Source organism: Bradyrhizobium sp. B025, assembly GCF_042257955.1.
GTDB classification, from domain to species: Bacteria; Pseudomonadota; Alphaproteobacteria; order Rhizobiales; family Xanthobacteraceae; genus Bradyrhizobium; species Bradyrhizobium diazoefficiens.
Genome location: NZ_CP170150.1, coordinates 5,624,462 through 5,642,751, shown reverse-complemented (window position 1 = coordinate 5,642,751; position 18,290 = coordinate 5,624,462). Strand labels below are relative to the sequence as shown.

Below are 18,290 nucleotides of genomic sequence, written 5' to 3'. Positions count from 1 at the left end.
CTCTCAGGTCACCGGCGCCGGATTGAACAGCGTGAGGTCGTTGTGGATGCCCCAGCGATCCGACCACGGTTTTGTGCGGCCGGAGGCGACGTCGAGGATCAGGCGGAACAGGTCCCAGCCGCATTCCTCGATGGTCTTCTCGCCGGTGGCGATGCTGCCTGAATCGAAGTCGATCAGGTCCTTCCAGCGCCGCGCGAGCTCGCTGCGGGTCGCGACCTTGATCACAGGCGCTGCCGCAAGGCCGTAGGGCGTGCCGCGGCCGGTGGTGAACACCTGCAAGGTCATGCCGGAGGCGAGCTGGAGCGTGCCGCAGATGAAGTCGGAGGCAGGCGTTGCCGCGAACAGCATGCCCTTCTGCGTCGCCTTCTCGCCGGGCGAGAGCACGCCGGTGATCGCGGACGAGCCGGACTTCACGATCGAGCCCAATGATTTCTCGACGATGTTGGCAAGGCCCCCCTTCTTGTTGCCGGGCGTGGTGTTGGCGCTGCGGTCGGCGCCGCCGCGGGCTAGGTAGGAATCGTACCAGGCCATCTCGCGCACCAAGGCACGCCCGACATCCTCGTTGATGGCGCGTCGCGTCAGGAGCTGAATCGCGTCGCGCACCTCGGTGACTTCCGAGAACATCACGGTGGCGCCGGCGCGCACTAGGAGGTCGGCGGCAAAGCCGACCGCGGGGTTCGCGGTGACGCCGGAGAACGCGTCGCTGCCGCCGCATTGCAGGCCGATGACGAGATCGGAGGCCGGGCAGGTCTCGCGGGTGCGCTTGTTGAGAATCTTCAGGCGCGCTTCGGCCTGTGTCATGATCGCATCGACGATCGCGCCAAAACCGTCGAAGGCTTCGTCCTGCATGCGGACGATGGCATCGCTGATGCCTTCCGGCACCAGCCGCTCGGGCGCGAGCTTCTCGCAGCCGAGGCTGATGACCAGAATTTCGCCGCCGAAATTGGGGTTGAGCGCGAGGTTCTGCAGCGTGCGGATCGGCACCACCGCGTCGGGCGCGTTAATGGCGACGCCGCAGCCATAGGCGTGCGTCAGCGGCACGACGTCGTCGACGTTCGGGTATTTCGGCAAGAGCTCGGCGCGGATGCGCTTCACCGCATATTCCATCGTGCCCTTGACGCATTGCACGGAGGAGGAGATGCCGAGGATGCTCTTGGTGCCGACCGAGCCGTCCGGATTGCGGTAGCCCTCGAAGGTGAAGCCTTCGAGCGGCGGCAGCGGAGCGGGCACGGCGGTCGAGATTTCCAGCTTGTCGAGGGCAGGGGCCTCCGGCATGCGAATGCGCGCCTCATCCACCCATTCGCCGGCCAGGATCGGCGAGAGCGCGTAGCCGATCACCTCGCCGTAGCGGATGATCGGTGTGCCTTCCGCGATGTCGACCAGCGCCGTCTTGTGCCCCTGCGGCACGAAGGCGCGCAGTGTCAGGCCGCAGGCGAAGCGGGAGCCGGCGGGAAGCCCGAAATCATTGACCACGATCGCGACATTGTCGCGCTCGTTGAGCTTGATGTAGCGGGGCTGCTCTTTCGCTGCGACTGACTGGTCCATCTGCGCTTGCCTCCGAAATCGTAGGGTGGGCAAAGGCGCAACGCGCCGTGCCCACCGTCTTCACACCGAGCGTAAGTGGTGGGCACGCTTCGCTTTGCCCACCCTACGATGTCTCAACCCGGATAGGTATAAGCGGTCTTCACCGTCGTGTAGAACTCGCGGGCATAGGAGCCCTGCTCGCGGGCGCCGTAGCTCGAGCCCTTCCGGCCGCCGAACGGCACGTGATAGTCGACGCCGGCGGTCGGCAGGTTGACCATCACCATGCCGGACTCGCTGTTGCGCTTGTAGTGCGAGGCGTATTTCAGGCTGGTGGTGCAGATGCCGGAAGCGAGGCCGAACTCGGTGTCGTTCGAGATCGCGAGCGCTTCCTCGTAGTTCTTGGCGCGAATGACGGCGGCGACCGGGCCGAAGATCTCTTCGCGCGCAATGCGCATGTTGTTGTTGGCTTCGGTGAACAGCGCCGGCTGGAGGTAGTGGCCGGGCGTCTCGCGCTGGAGCAGCTCGCCGCCGAAGGCGAGCTTTGCGCCTTCGTCCTGGCCGATCTTGATGTAGCGCAGGTCCTGGTCGAGCTGGCTCTGGTCGACGACGGGGCCGATATGCACGCCGGCCTTGAGCGCGTCGTCCACCGACAGGCCCTTCAGGCGCTCGGCCATCGCGGCGACGAAGCGGTCATGGATGCCTTCGGTGACGATCAGACGCGAGGAGGCGGTGCAGCGCTGGCCAGTCGAGAAGTAGGAGCCGTTGACGGCGACCTCGACGGCGGTCTTGAGGTCCGCATCGTCGAGCACGACCAGCGGATTCTTGCCGCCCATCTCGAGCTGGAATTTCTTCATCGGGTTCGACAGCACGCAGGCCTGCGCGATCTTGCGGCCGGTCTGCACCGAGCCGGTGAAGGAGATCGCGGCGACGTCGGGGTGATCGAGCAGGGTCTGGCCGACCACGGAGCCGGAGCCGACGACGAGGTTGAACACACCCGCCGGAATGCCGGAGCGGGTGATGATCTCGGACAGCGCATGCGCCGAGCCCGGCACCAGCTCGGCAGGCTTGAACACGACCGTGTTGCCGTAGCAAAGCGCCGGCGCGATCTTCCAGGCCGGGATCGCGATCGGGAAATTCCAGGGCGTGATCATGCCGACGACGCCCATCGGCTCGCGGGTGAGCTCGACGTCGAGGCCGGGGCGGACGGATGCGCCCTTCTCGCCGATCAGCCGCAGCGCTTCGCCGGCGAAGAACGCAAAGATCTGGCCGGCACGCGCGACCTCGCCGATGCCTTCGGGCAGGGTCTTGCCTTCCTCGCGGGCGAGCAGGCGGCCGAGCTCTTCCTTACGGGAGAGGATTTCGAGAGAAATCTTGTTCAGCGCGTCGTAGCGCACCTGCGGGGTCGACTGCGCCCAGGCGGGGAAGGCGGCCTTGGCGGCCGCGATCGCCTTCTCGGTCTGCGCCTTGTCGGCCTTGGCGTATTCGCCGACGAGGTCGTTGGTGTTGGAGGGGTTGATGTTCCTGGTGACGCCGGAGCCGTCGACCCATTCGCCGCCGATGAAGTTTTTCAGGATCGCAGTCATATCATTCCTCCAGGGAAAGTTTCTTACCGAACGAGGCAGGGACGCTTGTCGTCGAAGGTCCAGCCGGGGATCAGGTCCTGCATGGCAATAGCGTCATCGCGGGCGCCGAGTCCATGCTGCTTGTAGAGGTCATGCGCGGCGTCGATGGCCGCCCTGTCGATTTCGATACCCAGGCCCGGCCTGTCGGGGACCGCAATCTTGCCGCCCTTGATCCGGAGCGGCTCCCTGGTCAGCGCCTGGCCATCCTGCCAGATCCAGTGGGTGTCGATCGCGGTGACCTTGCCGGGGGCGGCGGCGCCGACATGGGTGAACATCGCGAGCGAGATGTCGAAATGGTTGTTGGAGTGCGAGCCCCAGGTCAGGCCGTTGTCGCGGCAGGTCTGGGCCACGCGCACCGAGCCCTGCATGGTCCAGAAGTGGGGATCGGCCAGCGGAATGTCCACCGCGCCGAGACGCAGCGCATGGGAGAGCTGGCGCCAGTCGGTGGCGATCATGTTGGTCGCTGTGGGCAGACCCGTGGCGCGGCGGAACTCGGCCATGATCTCGCGGCCGGAGAAGCCGGCCTCGGCGCCGCAGGGGTCCTCGGCATAGGCGAGGATGCCGTGCATGTCCTTGCAGAGGCTGACAGCCTCGTCGAGCGACCAGGCGCCGTTCGGGTCCAGCGTGACACGCGCGTTGGGGAAGCGCTTGGCGATCGCGGTGACGGCCTCGATCTCCTGCTCGCCGCGGAGCACGCCGCCCTTGAGCTTGAAATCGGCGAAGCCGTAATGATCGTGGGTGGCTTCCGCGAGCCGCACCACGGTCTCCGGCGTCATCGCCTCCTGATGGCGGAGGTTGAACCACTCCGCCTTGCCGGTCTCGCCCGTGACGTAGTCGAGCCTGGACTTGCTGATATCGCCGACGAAGAAGAGGTAGCCGAGCGTCTCGACGCTCTTGCGCTGCTGGCCTTCGCCGAGCAGCGCGGCGACCGGCAGGTTGAGATGCTGACCGAGCAGGTCGAGCAGCGCGGACTCGATCGCCGTGACCGCATGGATCATGACGCGCAGGTCGAACGTCTGCTTGCCGCGGCCGCCGGCGTCACGATCGGCGAAGGCGGTGCGGACGTCGGCGAGGATGTTGTTCATCGCGCCGACGGTCTTGCCGATCACGAGATCGCGCGCGTCCTGGAGCGTCTGCCAGATCTTCTGGCCGCCCGGCACCTCGCCGACGCCGGTGTGGCCGGCATTGTCGGTGAGGATGACGATGTTGCGGGTGAAGAACGGCGCGTGCGCGCCGCTTAAGTTGAGGAGCATGCTGTCGCGGCCCGCGACCGGGATCACCTGCATCGCCGTGACGACCGGTGCGCCGGCGACTGGCGCGCCGGAGATGTCAGTCTGGGCCATCGCATGCTCCTCCCTGTTGTCTTGTTATTCTGCAGCCTGTTGTGACGATCGGATGGCGGGCAGCTTCTTGACCAGCGCGGTCAGCTCCGCAATCTCCTGCTCGGTGAGATCGGTCAGCGGCGGGCGGACCGGGCCGGAGTCGCGGCCGATCACCTTCATGCCGGCCTTGATGATGGAGACCGCATAACCCTTCTTGCGGTTGCGGATCGCGATCAGCGGCAGGATGAAGTCCTTCAGCCCGGCATGGATCGTGGCGTGATCGCGCTTGCGCACCGCGGCGTAGAAGTTGGTCGCGAATTCCGGAACGAAGTTGAACACGGCCGAGGAGTAGGTCGTCACGCCCATGTCGAGATAGGGCAGCGCGAAGGTTTCCGCGGTCGGCAGGCCGCCGATATAGGTGAGGCGGTCGCCGAGCTTGGTGTAGACGCGGGTCATCAGCTCGATGTCGCCGATGCCGTCCTTGTAGCCGACGAGGTTCGGGCAGCGCTCGGCGAGACGGGCGAGCGTGTCGGGCTGAAGGATGGCGTTGTCGCGGTTGTAGACGATGACGCCGATCTTCACGGCGGCGCAGACCGCCTCGACATGGGCGGCAAGGCCGTCCTGCTCGGAATGGGTGAGATAGGGCGGCAGCAGCAACAGGCCGTCGGCGCCGGCCTTCTCGGCGCCAACAGCGATCTCGCGGGCGATCGCGGTGCCGTAGCCGGTGCCGGCGAGCACGGGCACGCGGCCCTTGGTCTCCTCGACGGCGATCTTGACGATCTGCGGGACCTCGGTCGGCGTCAGCGAGAAGAACTCGCCGGTGCCGCCTGCGGCGAACAGGCCCGCGACGTCATAGCCGCACAGCCAGTCCATGTTGGCGCGGTAGGTCGCCTCGTCGAAGGAGTAGTCCGCCTTGAACGGCGTGACGGGGAAGGACAGGAGGCCCGATCCGATCGTCTGGGCCATTTCCTGCGGGGTCATCTTGCTCATGGGCGCGGCTCCCTAATTGCGTGTTGTGGAGGACGCAAGCCTGCGCGTCCATGCGCCGTGGTTTAGGAGACCGTTCGATGCGCGTCCAAGCCAAAGCCTATATCGACCGATGCGAAATCAGCATCAATCTTCCATGGTCTCCGCGGAGGACAATTCACCGGCGATTTTGACCAGCGCCGACAGCAGCGGATTCTCGTCGTCGCGGCGCCAGACCATGAACAGCTCGACCGGGACGCGCGTGCGCAACTTGAGCGGCCGCAGCCGCACGTCGGAGATCTTCAGGCTTGCGGCCGCGGCCGGCACGATGGCAAGGCCGAGGCCGGCGCGGACCATGGCGAGGATCGAGTGGATCTGGCTCAGATGCTGGACATAGCGCGGCAGCACGTCGGCGCGGGTGAACAGCGCCACCAGGAGATCGTGGAAGTAGCGGCTCTCATAGGGCGAATACATCACGAAGGGCTGGTCGTCGAAATCCTTGATGGTGATGCTGTCGGCGCTCGCCAGCGGATGCTTCTTCGGGATCGCGGCAAGCAGGGGCTCGGCGACGACGCGGCGGCTGGCCACTTCGGGGCGCGCGATCGGCGGCCTGAGCAGGCCGGCGTCGATCTGGCCGGAGCTGAGCGCCTCGAACTGGTCGCCGGAGACCATCTCCTTCAGCGAGAAATCGACTTCGGGCAGCTTGGCGCGGCAGGCCGCGACCAGCTCGGGGAGGAAGCCGTAGGCGGCCGCCGCCGTAAAGCCGATCTTGAGCGAGCCGGTCTTGCCCAGCGCGATGCGGCGGGCGACCTGCGAGGCGCTTTCCGCAAGCTTCAGGATGCGCCGCGCCTCCGGCAGGAAGCTGCGGCCAGCCGGCGTCAGGCGCACCGAACGGCTGGTGCGCTCCAGCAGCGGCGCGTCGATGATGTGCTCGAGCACCTGGATCTGCCGCGACAACGGCGGCTGGGTCATGTTCAGCCGCGCGGCGGCGCGGCCGAAATGCAATTCCTCCGCCACCGTGACGAAACAGCGGAGCTGGTTGAGGTCGAACATCGATACATGCCTTAGATGAATAAGGCGTTTCCCCGGCACTTCTAGCATCGATCATCCCCAAAACAAAGACGGCGGCTTTGTGAGCCGCCGTTGAGTTGCCTGGTCAAGCTCCCGCGGGAGCCCTCAGGAGGAACGTTTGAGCACCACCCGCTCGATCTTGCCCACCACGACGAGATAGGCGAACGCGGCGACCAGCGCATTGGCGCCGACGAACAGCAGCGCGCCATTGAAGGAGCCGGTCGCGGCCAGGATGTAGCCGATCACGATCGGGGTGGTGATCGAGGAGAGGTTGCCGAAGGTGTTGAACAGGCCGCCGGAGACGCCGCCGGCTTCCTTCGGCGAGGTGTCGGAGACGACAGCCCAGCCGAGCGCGCCGATGCCCTTGCCGAAGAAGGCGAGCGCCATGAAGCCGACCACCAGTGCATGTCCGTCGACATAGTTGCAGGCGATGATCGACATCGACAGCAGCATGCCGCCGACGATCGGAATCTTGCGCGCCATGGTCAGCGAACCGGTGCTGCGCAGGATCGCGTCCGAGATGATGCCGCCGAGCACACCGCCGATGAAGCCGCACAGCGCCGGCAGCGTCGCGACGAAGCCGGCCTGCAGGATCGACAGGCCGCGCTCCTTGACGAGGTAGACCGGGAACCAGGTCAGGAAGAAATAGGTCAGCGTGTTGATGCAGTACTGGCCGAGATAGACGCCGAGCATCATGCGGTTGGAGAGCAACTGGCGGATGTGGTCCCACCCGGAGCCGGACTGAGGCGCACGTTCTTCCTTGGGCGCGTCGAGATCGACCAGCGCGCCGCCCTCCTTGATGTAGTCGAACTCCGCCTCGTTGATCCCAGGGTGCTCTTTCGGGCCGTAGATGGTCTTGATCCAGACGAGACCCATGATCACGCCGAGCGCGCCCATCACGAAGAACACGTAGCGCCAGCCGTAGTCATGCGCGATCCAGCCCATCAGCGGCGCGAAGATCACGGTCGCGAAATACTGGCCCGAATTGAAGAAGGCGGACGCGGTGCCGCGCTCGTTGCCGGGAAACCAGGCGGCGACGATGCGGGCATTGGCGGGGAAGGACGGCGCTTCCGCGACGCCGACAAGGAGGCGGAGTGCGAACAGCACGACGATGGCAGCGCCGGCGCTGAGGAAGCCGACCCAGCCCTGCATCAGCGTGAACAGCGACCAGACGATGATGCTGAAGGCATAGACGAGGCGCGAGCCGTAGCGGTCGAGCAGCCAGCCGCCCGGCACCTGCGCGATCACATAGGACCAGCCGAAGGCCGAGAAGATCCAGCCCATCGCGACGGGATCGAGATGCAGCTCCTTGGAGAGCGCGGGGCCCGCGATCGAGAGCGTGGCGCGGTCGGCGTAGTTGACGGTCGTGACCAGGAACAACATGGTCACGATGAACAGCCTGACGCGAGACCTCCTCACGTCCGCTGCGGACACCACTGCGCTCATCACGCGCCTCCTTAGAACTCGAAATGTTTCCTCACCACGACTCCTAGAGGCGCGCGCGGCAAAGTGTCCAAGTTCAAGGGAGTATCGATCGATGCCGTTTTTGGATTGATGGAACGGCAGGTGGGAGGGAACGATCGTGAGGATGGAGACCGCGCTCGTCCCAATCGTCGTTCTGGCGAAAGCCAGGACGACTCGGGGAGATAGTATTCGTACTCACAGCGCGTCATTGCGAGCGCAGCGAAGCAATCCAGAATCTTTCGGCGGATGGACTCTGGATTGCTTCGCTGCGCTCGCAATGACGGTGTGGAGAGCGCTCGCTCTTGCTTCTATTGCCGCGCGCTCGGTAGCAGCTGCGGCAGCAGTCCCCGCGTCACGGGCGGCGGTACTGCGTCCAGCCCGAGCACGCTGCTTGCGGCCGGCAGCGCCGCATCCGCCATCGCGGCGTGGCCTTCGGCGCTTGGATGCACGGCGCCGCCATAGACGGCGGAGAGCACGCCCCAGGTGGCGTCGTGGATGTCGGTCGGCTGGCTCGCGGCCGGCAGGCCTTGCGGATAGGTCATCGCGGCGAAGTAGCTGTCATTGGCGTCGCGGATCCAGCGCGCGCGCGGCAGATAGGCGCGATACTCGGAGGCGCCGCGGCCGCACAGCATCGGCTGGCTCGCCGCGCTCACGATATCGGGATTGAAGCTCTGGCCGTTCTCGGCAAAACACGTGCGGTCGAATTCGGGATCGTTGCCCGCATGCGCGCAGAAGCCGTGATCGGCGAACGCTGCCTGATGCGCATCGACGAAGGTCATGCGGTCGGCTTCGGGATCGCGGCACAGCGCGCCGCGGGTGCAGGTGGCGAGCCCCTTCAACTGAGGCAGGAATTCGGTGTCGACGAAGGTCGAGACGCGGGCGAGGCGCTGCGGATCGGCGTTGAAGGACGGATGAATGTCGAAGCCGGCGCGGCCGCCGCGGCAGGGCACGCCGCCGTCCGCGAGCGCCGGATTGGCGTAGGAGACATAGACCACATGCGAGAGGTCGCCGCCGACCAGCGGCTTCAGCGCCTCGCGCAGCTTGACGAAATTCTGCGGCAGCTCGCGCGCCAGCGCATCGCGGGAATCGTCGACACTCGCCATCACGCCGGAGCGACGGAACAGCGCGCGCTCGGTCGCGGTGTCGACGATGACGTCGGCGACGAGACCGGAGAAGTAGACATCATTGGCACCGATCGAGAGCAGCACGAGATCGAGCGTGCGGTCCGGCTGGCGCTTTTTCGCCGCGGTGAGCGCCTCGCGCAGCTCGGCGACCTGCGCGTTCACGCTGGTCTGGCAATTGCCGTTCTTGCTCGGCGCGCATTCGCGGGCGCGCTGCGAGCCGAGCAGCCCGTCGCCGATGCTGGCGCCGGTGCAGGCGAGCGGCAGAAAGGTCACCGCGATGTGGGTGTAGCGCACCGCGAGCGCCAGCGCGGTGCGGGCCTGGTAGCTGTAGAGCGAGCGGTGGCAGGGGGAGTTGAACCAGAGCGCGCCGTAGCGCTGCCAGTTGGCGAGCGTATCGGGCGCCTCGCAGGCTCGGCCGCCTTTATAGCCGGCGCGGCTCGGCCGGTAGTACTGCGCACCGGCGGTGCCGAGATAGGAGCGGAAGCAGAAACCTTCGTCCGACAGCGCCAGCGGCCGGTCGGGATTGCCTTCGCCCGAGGCGATGCTGTCGCCGAGGCCGGCGACGAAGATGTCGCGGACCTGGATCTCGGTCTGAACGCGCTGGGTCGGATCGGAGCCGGAGGAGACGTCGACGCTCGCGACCGTCTGCCGGCCGTAGCGGACGCGCAGGTTGACCGGCTCGGCACAGTCGAAGGTCGAGGTCTGCGGCCCGTCGCCGTCGTCGAACGACCAGGCGCAGGTGGCGCCGACCGGCACCGCGCCGGTCAGGCGCACGGTCACGGGATGGTCGATCGGGGTGAGGTAGTTCTCTTTGACGTTGTCGCGGGCGCAGGGCTGGTTGACCCGGCCCTGGAGGTCGATGCAGAGCCGGTTGACCATGTTGCGGGCCCAGCCGCGACCCTCGCTCTGGAGCTCCAGCGACTGCTCGGCGGCGAGGATGCTGCGGTTACGCGCGTTCTCCACATGAAGCAGGAAGTCGCGCTCCTCGCGGAACAGGCGGAAGCGGTTGCGCACCTCCCAATTGATCTGCATGGCGCCGGCGTCCTGCGCGGCTGCGCGCTCGGGCGGCAAAGCGGTCAAAATCCCGGCAAGCAGCAGGGCGCCCGCGAAGAAGGTGCGAAGAGATGGTCGGATCATGGCCCGCGTGTTCAACGGCAAAGTTGAGGCGGAAATAAGAGAGGATTGCTCCCCCCGCCCGCAACCTTGTCTGACGATTTTTGCGGGCGCCGTCCAGCGCCCTAGCGCTTGCTGGCCTGTCGCAGCGACCGCTCGCGCTCCATTGCCGCCACCTGCTTGGGCAGGTTGGCCTGGGCGCAGGCCTCCGCCAGCCGCCGTCGCTCCTGCCAGGGCTCGACCACGTTCATCCAGAGCTCGCGCGTGCCCATGATGGAGATGGCGAGGCCGAACGGGATCACGAAATAGAGCAGGCGGAACACCAGCAGCGTCGCCAGAAGCTGCTCGCGGCCGAATTCCGGCAGCGCCACCAGCATGGCGGCATCGAATACGCCGATCGAGCCGGGGGCATGGCTGGCAAAGCCGAGCAGCGTCGCCAGGATGAACACGACCGCCAGCGACAGGAAGTCGATCGGCGGATTGGCCGGTATCAAGAGGTACATCGCCGTGGCGCAGAAGCCGAGATCGACCACGCCGATCAGGATCTGCACCAGCGTCAGCGGCGCCGAGGGCAGCACCACTTTCCAACCCTTCTGGCCGAGCTCGCGGCGCTTCTCGCCCATGCAGAGCCAGACCAGATAGGCGCCGATCGAGGCGAGGCCGCCGAACGCGATCAGCCGGTTGATCGACGACGGCAGCTGATCCATGTAGGAGGCGGCATCGGGATGGACGGCCATGCCGATCGAGAGCACGAAGATGTTACCGAGCCAGAAGGTCAGGCCCGACAGGAAGCAGATCTTTGCGACGTCGATCGCGTTCAGCCCGTAATCCGAATAGATCCGGAAGCGGATCGCGCCGCCGGTAAAGACGGTGGCGCCGATGTTGTGGCCGATCGAATAGGACGTGAAGCTGGAGAGCGCTGCAATGCGATAGGGCACGTGCTTCTTGCCGATCGTTCGCAGTGCAAAAAAATCGTAGAAGGTCAGCGTACAGAACGCGAAGAAGACGCAGATCGCCGCCAGCCCGATATTCCCGCGGGGAATCTCGGTCAATGCGGTCAGGATGACGCCGGTATCGATACCTTTGAGGGTCCGCACCAGCGTGGTGATTGCGAAGGCGATGATGAAGACGCTCGCGGCAATTCCGAGCCGTCGCCAGCCAATCCATCTCTTGAAGCCGCGCTTCAACGCGGGCAGCAGTCCGTGCATTCATCCTCCCGGCAGGGGGCAAGACCGACAAGGCCAGGCATTGGCCAGTCGGGCGCGATGGTTGCCAAAGGCAGGCGTCGATCGCTAGGCATGATCCAGCTCATTTAAGACAAAAACGGTGACTTGTGCAGCCCTTGACAAGGATAGGTTCTGTGCCGGACCGGCGACTTTTGTCATATGTGGTTCACATCGGACGCGCGTTAAGCATATGAGTCGCCAAACCGGCCAGGCCCGCGCGTTCGTATATTGGCATGCTTTCATATCGTGCCGTCCGCGGCATTGTTCCAGCGCAAGCGATGCCGGCTTTTTTGGAACGTCGATGCCGCGTGCCCGTTAGCGCCCCATCAGCAATCGAACATGGCGGGAATATGCGGCTATTCGTGCGAGCCGGCGCCCCCGTGTTCCCGAAACCCAAGAGGATCGGAACGATGGGACTGTTCACAAAAGACATCAAGACCATGAACGACCTGTTCGTGCATCAGCTCCAGGACATCTACTATGCCGAGCAGCAGCTCACCAAGGCGCTGCCGAAGATGGCCGACAAGGCCACCGACCCGCGGCTGAAAAAGGGCTTTTTGACGCACCTCGAGGAAACGAAGCAGCACGTCAAGCGGCTCGAGGAAGTGTTCAAGATGCACGGCGCACAGGTGAAGGCGGTCGACTGCCCGGCGATCGACGGCATCATCGAGGAGGCCGACGAGACCGCCGGCGAGGTCGCCGACAAGGCGGTGCTGGACGCTGCGCTGATCAATGCGGCGCAGGCCGCCGAGCATTACGAGATCGTGCGTTACGGCAGCCTGATCGCCTGGGCCAAGCAGCTCGGCCGGAGCGACTGCGCCGCCGTGCTCGCCAAGACGCTCGAGGAAGAGAAGGCGACCGACCAGAAGCTCACGGCGCTCGCCGAGAGCAAGGTGAATCTGCGCGCGGCGAGCTAGCGCTGGTGTAGGCAGGAAAGCGCCGCGCGGTGGTTCGCGCGGCGCTTTTGCCCTTGCCTCGGCCGTCGTCATTTCCCGCGCGCGGCTGCAGAGTACTGGATCGCCCGCCTGCGCGGGCGACGACGCCGAGTTTCGGGTGGGCACGCTCGCCACACATCCATCCTTCGGCCATTGTCGAAACATGACGGCAGGCCGGAAGCCTATATGTCGCGTGGGGCTGCAACCGAGGTGGCAGCATGCGAGCAAGCACCATCAAATACGAAGCCTTCGACGACGGAGCCGGCGCGCCGCGCGCCTCATCTCGTCCTGCAACCTCCCTGACGCTGGCCGCGATGAGCCTCGGCTATGGCGTGGTGCAGCTCGACGTCACCATCGTCAACACCGCGCTCGACGCGATGGGCAGGACGCTCGGCGGCGGTGTCGCCGAGCTGCAATGGGTCGTCAGCGCCTATACCATTGCCTTTGCCGCCTTCATCCTGACGGCCGGCGCACTCGGCGACCGGATCGGCGCCAAGCGCGTCTTCATGGCCGGGTTCGCCATCTTCACTGCGGCCTCGCTCGCCTGTGCATCGTCCCCCAATGCAATCGTGCTGATCGCGGCACGACTGGTCCAGGGCCTAGCGGCGGCGATCCTGGTGCCGAATTCGCTGGCGTTGCTCAATCATGCCTATGCCGACGACCGCGCGCGCGGCCGCGCCGTCGCGATCTGGGCTGCCGGAGCGAGCCTAGCGCTGACCGCGGGCCCCTTCGTCGGCGGCGCGCTGATCACGCTGGTCGGCTGGCGCGCGATCTTTCTCGTCAACCTTCCGATCGGCCTCATGGGCCTTTGGCTGAGCTGGCGTTATGCGACGGAGACTACGCGCGCGCCCTCGCGCGAGATCGATCTGCCCGGCCAGCTTACGGCAATCGGCGCGCTGGGGGCGCTCGCCGGCGCGATCATCGAGGGCGGCGCGCTTGGCTGGGACCATCCGGCCGTGCTCGCGGCCTTCGCTTCAGCCCTCGTCCTCGCCGTGCTGTTCGTCTGGCGGGAGAGCCGCGCGGCGCAGCCGATGCTGCCCTTGTCCCTGTTCGGTCACCGGCTGTTTACCCTGACCGCGCTCGTCGGCCTGCTCGTAAACATCGCGATCTACGGCCTGATCTTCGTGCTCAGCCTGTACTTCCAGAGGATCAACGGGCTGTCGGCGTGGTGGACCGGACTCGCCTTCGTGCCGATGATGGCCGCGGTGCTCCCGGTCAATCTGCTGGCGCCGCGCCTCGCCGAGCGCGTCGGTCCGTGCCCGACCATTGTCGTCGGCGCCTTTATCTCGGCGCTCGGCTGTCTCGGCCTGATCTGGATCGAGGCTGACACGAGCTATTGGATGATCTGCGCGCAGATGATCGCGATCAGCGGCGGACTTGGGCTGCTGGTGCCGCCGCTGACCTCGACCCTGCTGGGCAGCGTCGAGAAGGCGCGCTCCGGCATCGCGGCGGGCGTCCTGAACGCGACGCGGCAGACCGGCAGCGTGCTCGGCGTTGCGCTGTTCGGCTCGCTGGTGGCCTCGGAAGGTGCATTCATGACCGGCCTGCACGCATCGCTGGTGGTATCGGCCACCGTCCTGCTGCTCGCTGCCGCCGTGATCGGGATCGGCGCGCCTTCGCGAAGATGAACAATGTGAGCAAACGCACACATCTTCCGTTCACCATCGCCGAACCCAGCACATAGCCGGTTACCGACTGTCCATCTCTGCCCGCTCTAGTGCGGGTCGGATAGGGGCCGGCAATGTATCAAGTTCTTTACTGTCTCACGGACCAGCATGACTGGCGCCTCGTCGCACTCGGCGGCGCAGTGTGCCTGCTCGCGAGCGCGGCGGCGATCAGCCTGTTCCAGCGCGCGCGTGCGGCAAGCGGCGGTGCTCGCGTATCGTGGATCGCGCTGGACGCCGTCGTCGCAGGCTGCGGCATCTGGGCAACCCATTTCATCGCGATGCAGGCCTACGGGCCGGGCGCCGGCGGCGCCTACAATATCCCCGTGACCGTTCTGTCGCTGATCTTCGCGATTGCGGTCACCTTCGTCGGGCTGAGCATCTCGGTGTCGGTGACGCGGACGATTCCGGTCGCGCTCGGTGGCGCCGTCGTTGGCGGCGGCGTTGCCGCAATGCATTACACCGGCATGATGGCGCTCGAGATTCCCGCGCGCATCGGCTGGGCGACCGACACCGTGGCGGTCTCGATCGTTCTCGGTATCGTCTTTGGATCGCTTGCGCTGGTCGTCGCGGGGCGGCGCGACGGCGTGGCGAATGCGCTCGGTGCGACGGTGCTGCTGACCGTCGCCATCGTCTCGCATCATTTCACCGCCATGGGCGCCGTGGAGCTGACGCCGGATCCTTCGATCGTCATCAGCGGCCTGTCGATCCCGCCGGCCTCCTTGTCGGTCCTCACCGCCAGCGCGGCCGTCGCGATCATCGCGATCGCGCTCGCAGCGGCTGTGCTCGACCGCCGCGCCAAGGGCGAATTGGGACGCCAGCAGGTCGTGCTCGATACCGCGCTCGAGAACATGTCGCAGGGGCTGTGCATGTTCGACGCGGACGGCAAGATCATGCTGTTCAACGAGCGCTACGCGGCGATGCTTCGTCGCACCGATATCGCGCTGACCGGCCGCCTCTTGGTCGACGTGCTGCGGGAAGAGCAGGCCAAGGGCCAGTGGCAGGGCGATGCGGATGAATTCTTTGCGCGCCTCGTGGTCGACGCGCGCGAGGGCCGCACGACCAGCCAGGTCGTCAACCGGTTTGGCCGCTCCATCCGGGTCGTCAACCAGCCGATGCAGGGCGGCGGCTGGGTCGCGACCTTCGAGGACATCACCGAATGGCTGGAGGCGCAGGCGAAGATCTCGCACATGGCGCGTCATGACGCGCTGACCGGTCTGCCGAACCGCGTGCTGTTCCACGAGCAGCTCGAGCAGGGTCTGCGCCGGACGGGTTCGGGCGACCAGCTCGCGGTGCTCTGCCTCGATCTCGATCACTTCAAGGACATCAACGACTCGCTCGGCCATCCCATCGGCGATGCGCTGCTCAAGGAGGTCGGCCGCAGGCTGAAGGCCACCGTCGGCGAGAGCGACACGGTGGCGCGGCTTGGCGGCGACGAATTCGCAGTGGTCCAGATCGGACGGTCGGAGGAAGCCGCAGCGAGGTGCCTTGCCGGCCGCCTCGTCGAGGTGATCTCGGCGCCTTACGAGATCGACGACCATCAGATCGTCATCGGTGTCTCGATCGGCATCTCGCTGTCGCCGCAGGACGGCAGCAACGCGGACGAGCTTCTGAAGAACGCCGACCTTGCGCTGTACCGCGCAAAGGCGGACGGCCGCGGCACCTACCGCTTCTTCGAGACCGGCATGGATGCGCGCGCACAGGCGCGCCGTCTGTTGGAGATGGATCTCCGCGCAGCGCTGCAACGCGACGAGTTCCAGCCGTACTATCAGCCGATCCGCGACGTCGCCAGTGGTCGCGTCGTCGTCTTCGAGGCGTTGCTGCGCTGGAACCATCCGCAGCGCGGCCTGATCGCCCCCATCAACTTCATTCCGCTGGCCGAGGAGACCGGACTCATCGTCCAACTCGGCGAATTCGTGCTGCGTTCCGCCTGCACCGACGCGGCCACCTGGCCCGACGATGTCGATGTCGCGGTCAACCTGTCGCCGGTGCAGTTCAGGAATCCGAACCTGATCGCATCCGTGACCGCGGCGCTGACCGTCTCGGGACTGCCGGCGCGCCGGCTCGAGCTCGAGATCACTGAATCCGTGCTGCTTCAGAATAGCGAGGCGACGCTGACCACCCTGCACGAGCTGCGCGCCATGGGGGTGCGGATATCGCTCGACGATTTCGGCACCGGCTATTCGTCGCTGAGCTATTTGCGCAGCTTCCCGTTCGACAAGATCAAGATCGACCGCTCCTTCGTGTCGGAGCTCGCGACGCGGGAGGATTCCATGGCGATCATCCGGGCCGTGACCGGGCTCGGTCGCAGCCTCGGCATCGTGACCACCGCGGAAGGTGTCGAGAACGACGCGCAGCTCGAGCTGCTCAGGCGCGAGGGCTGCACCCAGGCGCAGGGCTATCTGTTCAGCAAGCCGCGGCCCGCCTCGGATGTGGCGTTGATGCTGGAGCGCCCGCGGCTGCGCGCCTCGGCCTAGAAAGGCTAGCCGCGGCGCAGCGCGAAATGCGCGCCGCAGAATGCCATCACAGCGCCAAGGCACAGCGCGGCGAGCCCGGCAAGCACGCCCGAGACCGTCGGGATCGGGCTCGGGGCCGAGGCCACCTGGCCGGCGCCCGCAAGCAGGAGCACGCCGACCGCGATCAGGAATTGCCGCATCCGTTGCGGGATCTGGCCGTGGGCGGCGCTCTGCATCAATGTCGCCGTGAAATACCCGCCGGAAAAGCCGACCGTGGCGATCAGCCACCAGGCGATCGCAGCGCCCGCCGGAATGAACTCATGCGTGTCGGAGCGCCAGAGGCCGCCGAGGTCGAGCCCGTAGCGCGCGCCCAGCATGTGCACCGCGAGCGCGAGCAGCACGCCGCAGATCACGGCAGCCCCGAGAATCAGGCGGCGCGGAAAAAAGGTCGTCTCAGCCATGCCCCGCTTGTAGGATGGGCGAGGGCGACCGCGCAAGCGGGTCGCAGACCGGATTGCGCGGTCGGGATTGCAGACGGGATCGATTGTCGAGATGCGGGTTTCGGACGCGCAGGGCGCCCCAGGCGCGAGCTATGCCTACAAGGCGTCGCTGATCGGTTCGGCGCATCGTTTCGAGCTGACCGACGCGGGGCTGTCCTGGCACATCGGCGGCCGTTCCGGCCTGTGGCGCTACGACGAGATCAGCGCAATCCGGTTGTCGTTCCGCCCGGTGTCGATGCAGCAGCATCGCTTTCGCGCCGATGTCAGCCGCAGCGGTGGCGGCCGCATCGCGATCCTGTCGACGAGCTGGCAGACTGCGGCGCTGATGGCGCCGCAGGACAATGGCTTTCGCGACTTCATCGTCGAGCTCCATGCGCGGATGGCGAAAGCAGGCAGCCGCGCGGTGCTGACGGCAGGCCTCGGCCGCAACACCTATGCCGCGGTGCTGGCGTTCATGGCGGTGCTGACGGTGGCGATGACTGGGCTCCTGATCCGCGCGCTCATGATCGACGCCTTCGCCGGCGCGTTGTTCATCCTCGGCTTTGCCGCGCTGTTCGCCTGGCAGGTCGGCGGCTTCGTGCGGCGCAACCAGCCGCAGAGCTACAGCTTCGATCGCGTGCCGAAGGCCTTGTTGCCTTAGCTGCAATCGGCCGCAATCAAACGTGACTTCGCGCCCCGGTGCCGGTGTCGCATCGTGCGGCCATGTCAGCGATGGATTGCAGCACGCGCCGGCCTGCGGCGGATGAGATCGCCAGGATCAACCGCACGCATCTGATCGACACGCCGCTCCGGCCGGCCGACCTCTTGTTCATGTTCGGCACCCGCGAGGACATCGCACTCCGCGCCGACACCGCCGCAAGGCTGTGGCGCGAGGGCTTGTTCCGCTGGTCGATTGTCAGCGGCGGCGTGACGCCGGGCTCGGAGCAATCCGAGTGCACCATCATCAAGGCGGCGATGGTCGCGGCGGGCATTGCGGCGGACCGGATCCTCGAGGAGCATGGCGCGACGAATACCGGCGAGAACGTGATCTTCTCGCTGCCGGTCATCGACGCGGCGCTTGGGCTGCAAAATATCCGCAGCGTGATCTGCCTCGGCAACACCTGGACCGCGCGTCGCTACCCGATGACGCTGCACCGGCACTGGCCCGAGGTCGAGAAGATGCTGCTCACCGTCGACAGCTTTGCGACGCCGCGCGCGCTCTGGCACACCGATGTCGAATTTCGCCGTCGTGTCCTGCATGAATGGGACAAGATCGAGCCGTACAAGGCGAGGGGCTTTATCGCGGAATGGCCGGAGGGCTGAC

The 18,290-nt window shown here is 66.3% G+C and carries 14 protein-coding genes; 5 read left to right on the top strand and 9 right to left on the bottom strand.

What is annotated here, in order from left to right; all coding sequences use genetic code 11:
- Nucleotides 1–3: 3 nt before the first annotated feature.
- From garD to ACE10W_RS26410, 8 genes are all read right to left on the bottom strand, one after another.
- Nucleotides 4–1,545 carry a galactarate dehydratase gene (gene garD, locus ACE10W_RS26445; RefSeq protein ID WP_110116642.1) on the bottom strand — a complete coding sequence of 514 codons (1,542 nt, stop codon included), beginning with the start codon at nucleotides 1,543–1,545 and terminating at the stop codon, nucleotides 4–6.
- A gap of 113 nt (nucleotides 1,546–1,658) precedes the next feature.
- The gene (locus ACE10W_RS26440) at nucleotides 1,659–3,107 is read right to left on the bottom strand and encodes an aldehyde dehydrogenase family protein (RefSeq protein ID WP_110116641.1); all 1,449 of its coding nucleotides are present in this window, start codon (nucleotides 3,105–3,107) and stop codon (nucleotides 1,659–1,661) included.
- Between the two features lie 23 nt (nucleotides 3,108–3,130).
- Nucleotides 3,131–4,489, bottom strand: a complete 1,359-nt coding sequence (gudD, locus tag ACE10W_RS26435) for a glucarate dehydratase (RefSeq protein ID WP_011088613.1) — start codon at nucleotides 4,487–4,489, stop codon at nucleotides 3,131–3,133.
- 24 nt (nucleotides 4,490–4,513) lie between these two features.
- Nucleotides 4,514–5,458 carry a 5-dehydro-4-deoxyglucarate dehydratase gene (gene kdgD / locus ACE10W_RS26430; RefSeq protein ID WP_011088612.1) on the bottom strand — a complete coding sequence of 315 codons (945 nt, stop codon included), beginning with the start codon at nucleotides 5,456–5,458 and terminating at the stop codon, nucleotides 4,514–4,516.
- Nucleotides 5,459–5,581: 123 nt separating this feature from the next.
- Nucleotides 5,582–6,487 (bottom strand): LysR substrate-binding domain-containing protein, encoded by a 906-nt coding sequence (locus tag ACE10W_RS26425; RefSeq protein WP_011088611.1) that lies wholly within the window; start codon nucleotides 6,485–6,487, stop codon nucleotides 5,582–5,584.
- A 123-nt stretch (nucleotides 6,488–6,610) separates the two neighbouring features.
- Nucleotides 6,611–7,951 (bottom strand): MFS transporter, encoded by a 1,341-nt coding sequence (locus ACE10W_RS26420; protein ID WP_028173261.1) that lies wholly within the window; start codon nucleotides 7,949–7,951, stop codon nucleotides 6,611–6,613.
- 326 nt (nucleotides 7,952–8,277) lie between these two features.
- The gene (locus tag ACE10W_RS26415; RefSeq protein ID WP_370204542.1) at nucleotides 8,278–10,230 is read right to left on the bottom strand and encodes a hypothetical protein; all 1,953 of its coding nucleotides are present in this window, start codon (nucleotides 10,228–10,230) and stop codon (nucleotides 8,278–8,280) included.
- 101 nt (nucleotides 10,231–10,331) lie between these two features.
- Nucleotides 10,332–11,414 carry a YbhN family protein gene (locus ACE10W_RS26410; protein ID WP_060908217.1) on the bottom strand — a complete coding sequence of 361 codons (1,083 nt, stop codon included), beginning with the start codon at nucleotides 11,412–11,414 and terminating at the stop codon, nucleotides 10,332–10,334.
- A gap of 428 nt (nucleotides 11,415–11,842) precedes the next feature.
- Here ACE10W_RS26410 and ACE10W_RS26405 point away from each other — a divergent pair, with 428 nt between their 5' ends.
- The 3 genes from ACE10W_RS26405 (at nucleotide 11,843) to ACE10W_RS26395 (ending at nucleotide 16,508) form a co-directional block, all read left to right on the top strand.
- Nucleotides 11,843–12,349: a ferritin-like domain-containing protein gene (locus ACE10W_RS26405; protein ID WP_370204541.1), complete on the top strand. Its 507-nt coding sequence runs from the start codon at nucleotides 11,843–11,845 to the stop codon at nucleotides 12,347–12,349.
- Between the two features lie 236 nt (nucleotides 12,350–12,585).
- Nucleotides 12,586–13,995 carry an MFS transporter gene (locus ACE10W_RS26400; RefSeq protein ID WP_271553900.1) on the top strand — a complete coding sequence of 470 codons (1,410 nt, stop codon included), beginning with the start codon at nucleotides 12,586–12,588 and terminating at the stop codon, nucleotides 13,993–13,995.
- Nucleotides 13,996–14,108: 113 nt separating this feature from the next.
- The gene (locus tag ACE10W_RS26395) at nucleotides 14,109–16,508 is read left to right on the top strand and encodes an EAL domain-containing protein (protein ID WP_370204540.1); all 2,400 of its coding nucleotides are present in this window, start codon (nucleotides 14,109–14,111) and stop codon (nucleotides 16,506–16,508) included.
- Nucleotides 16,509–16,513: 5 nt separating this feature from the next.
- Here the strand turns inward: ACE10W_RS26395 and ACE10W_RS26390 are convergent, their stop codons facing one another.
- A complete protein-coding gene (locus tag ACE10W_RS26390) occupies nucleotides 16,514–16,948 on the bottom strand; it encodes a hypothetical protein (protein ID WP_011088604.1) in 435 nt (144 codons plus the stop codon).
- Between the two features lie 91 nt (nucleotides 16,949–17,039).
- Here ACE10W_RS26390 and ACE10W_RS26385 point away from each other — a divergent pair, with 91 nt between their 5' ends.
- Nucleotides 17,040–17,627: a hypothetical protein gene (locus ACE10W_RS26385; RefSeq protein ID WP_011088603.1), complete on the top strand. Its 588-nt coding sequence runs from the start codon at nucleotides 17,040–17,042 to the stop codon at nucleotides 17,625–17,627.
- A gap of 62 nt (nucleotides 17,628–17,689) precedes the next feature.
- Entirely contained in the window at nucleotides 17,690–18,289 is a 600-nt protein-coding gene (locus ACE10W_RS26380) for a YdcF family protein (RefSeq protein ID WP_161534318.1), read from the top strand.
- The last annotated feature ends 1 nt before the right edge of the window (nucleotide 18,290 follow it).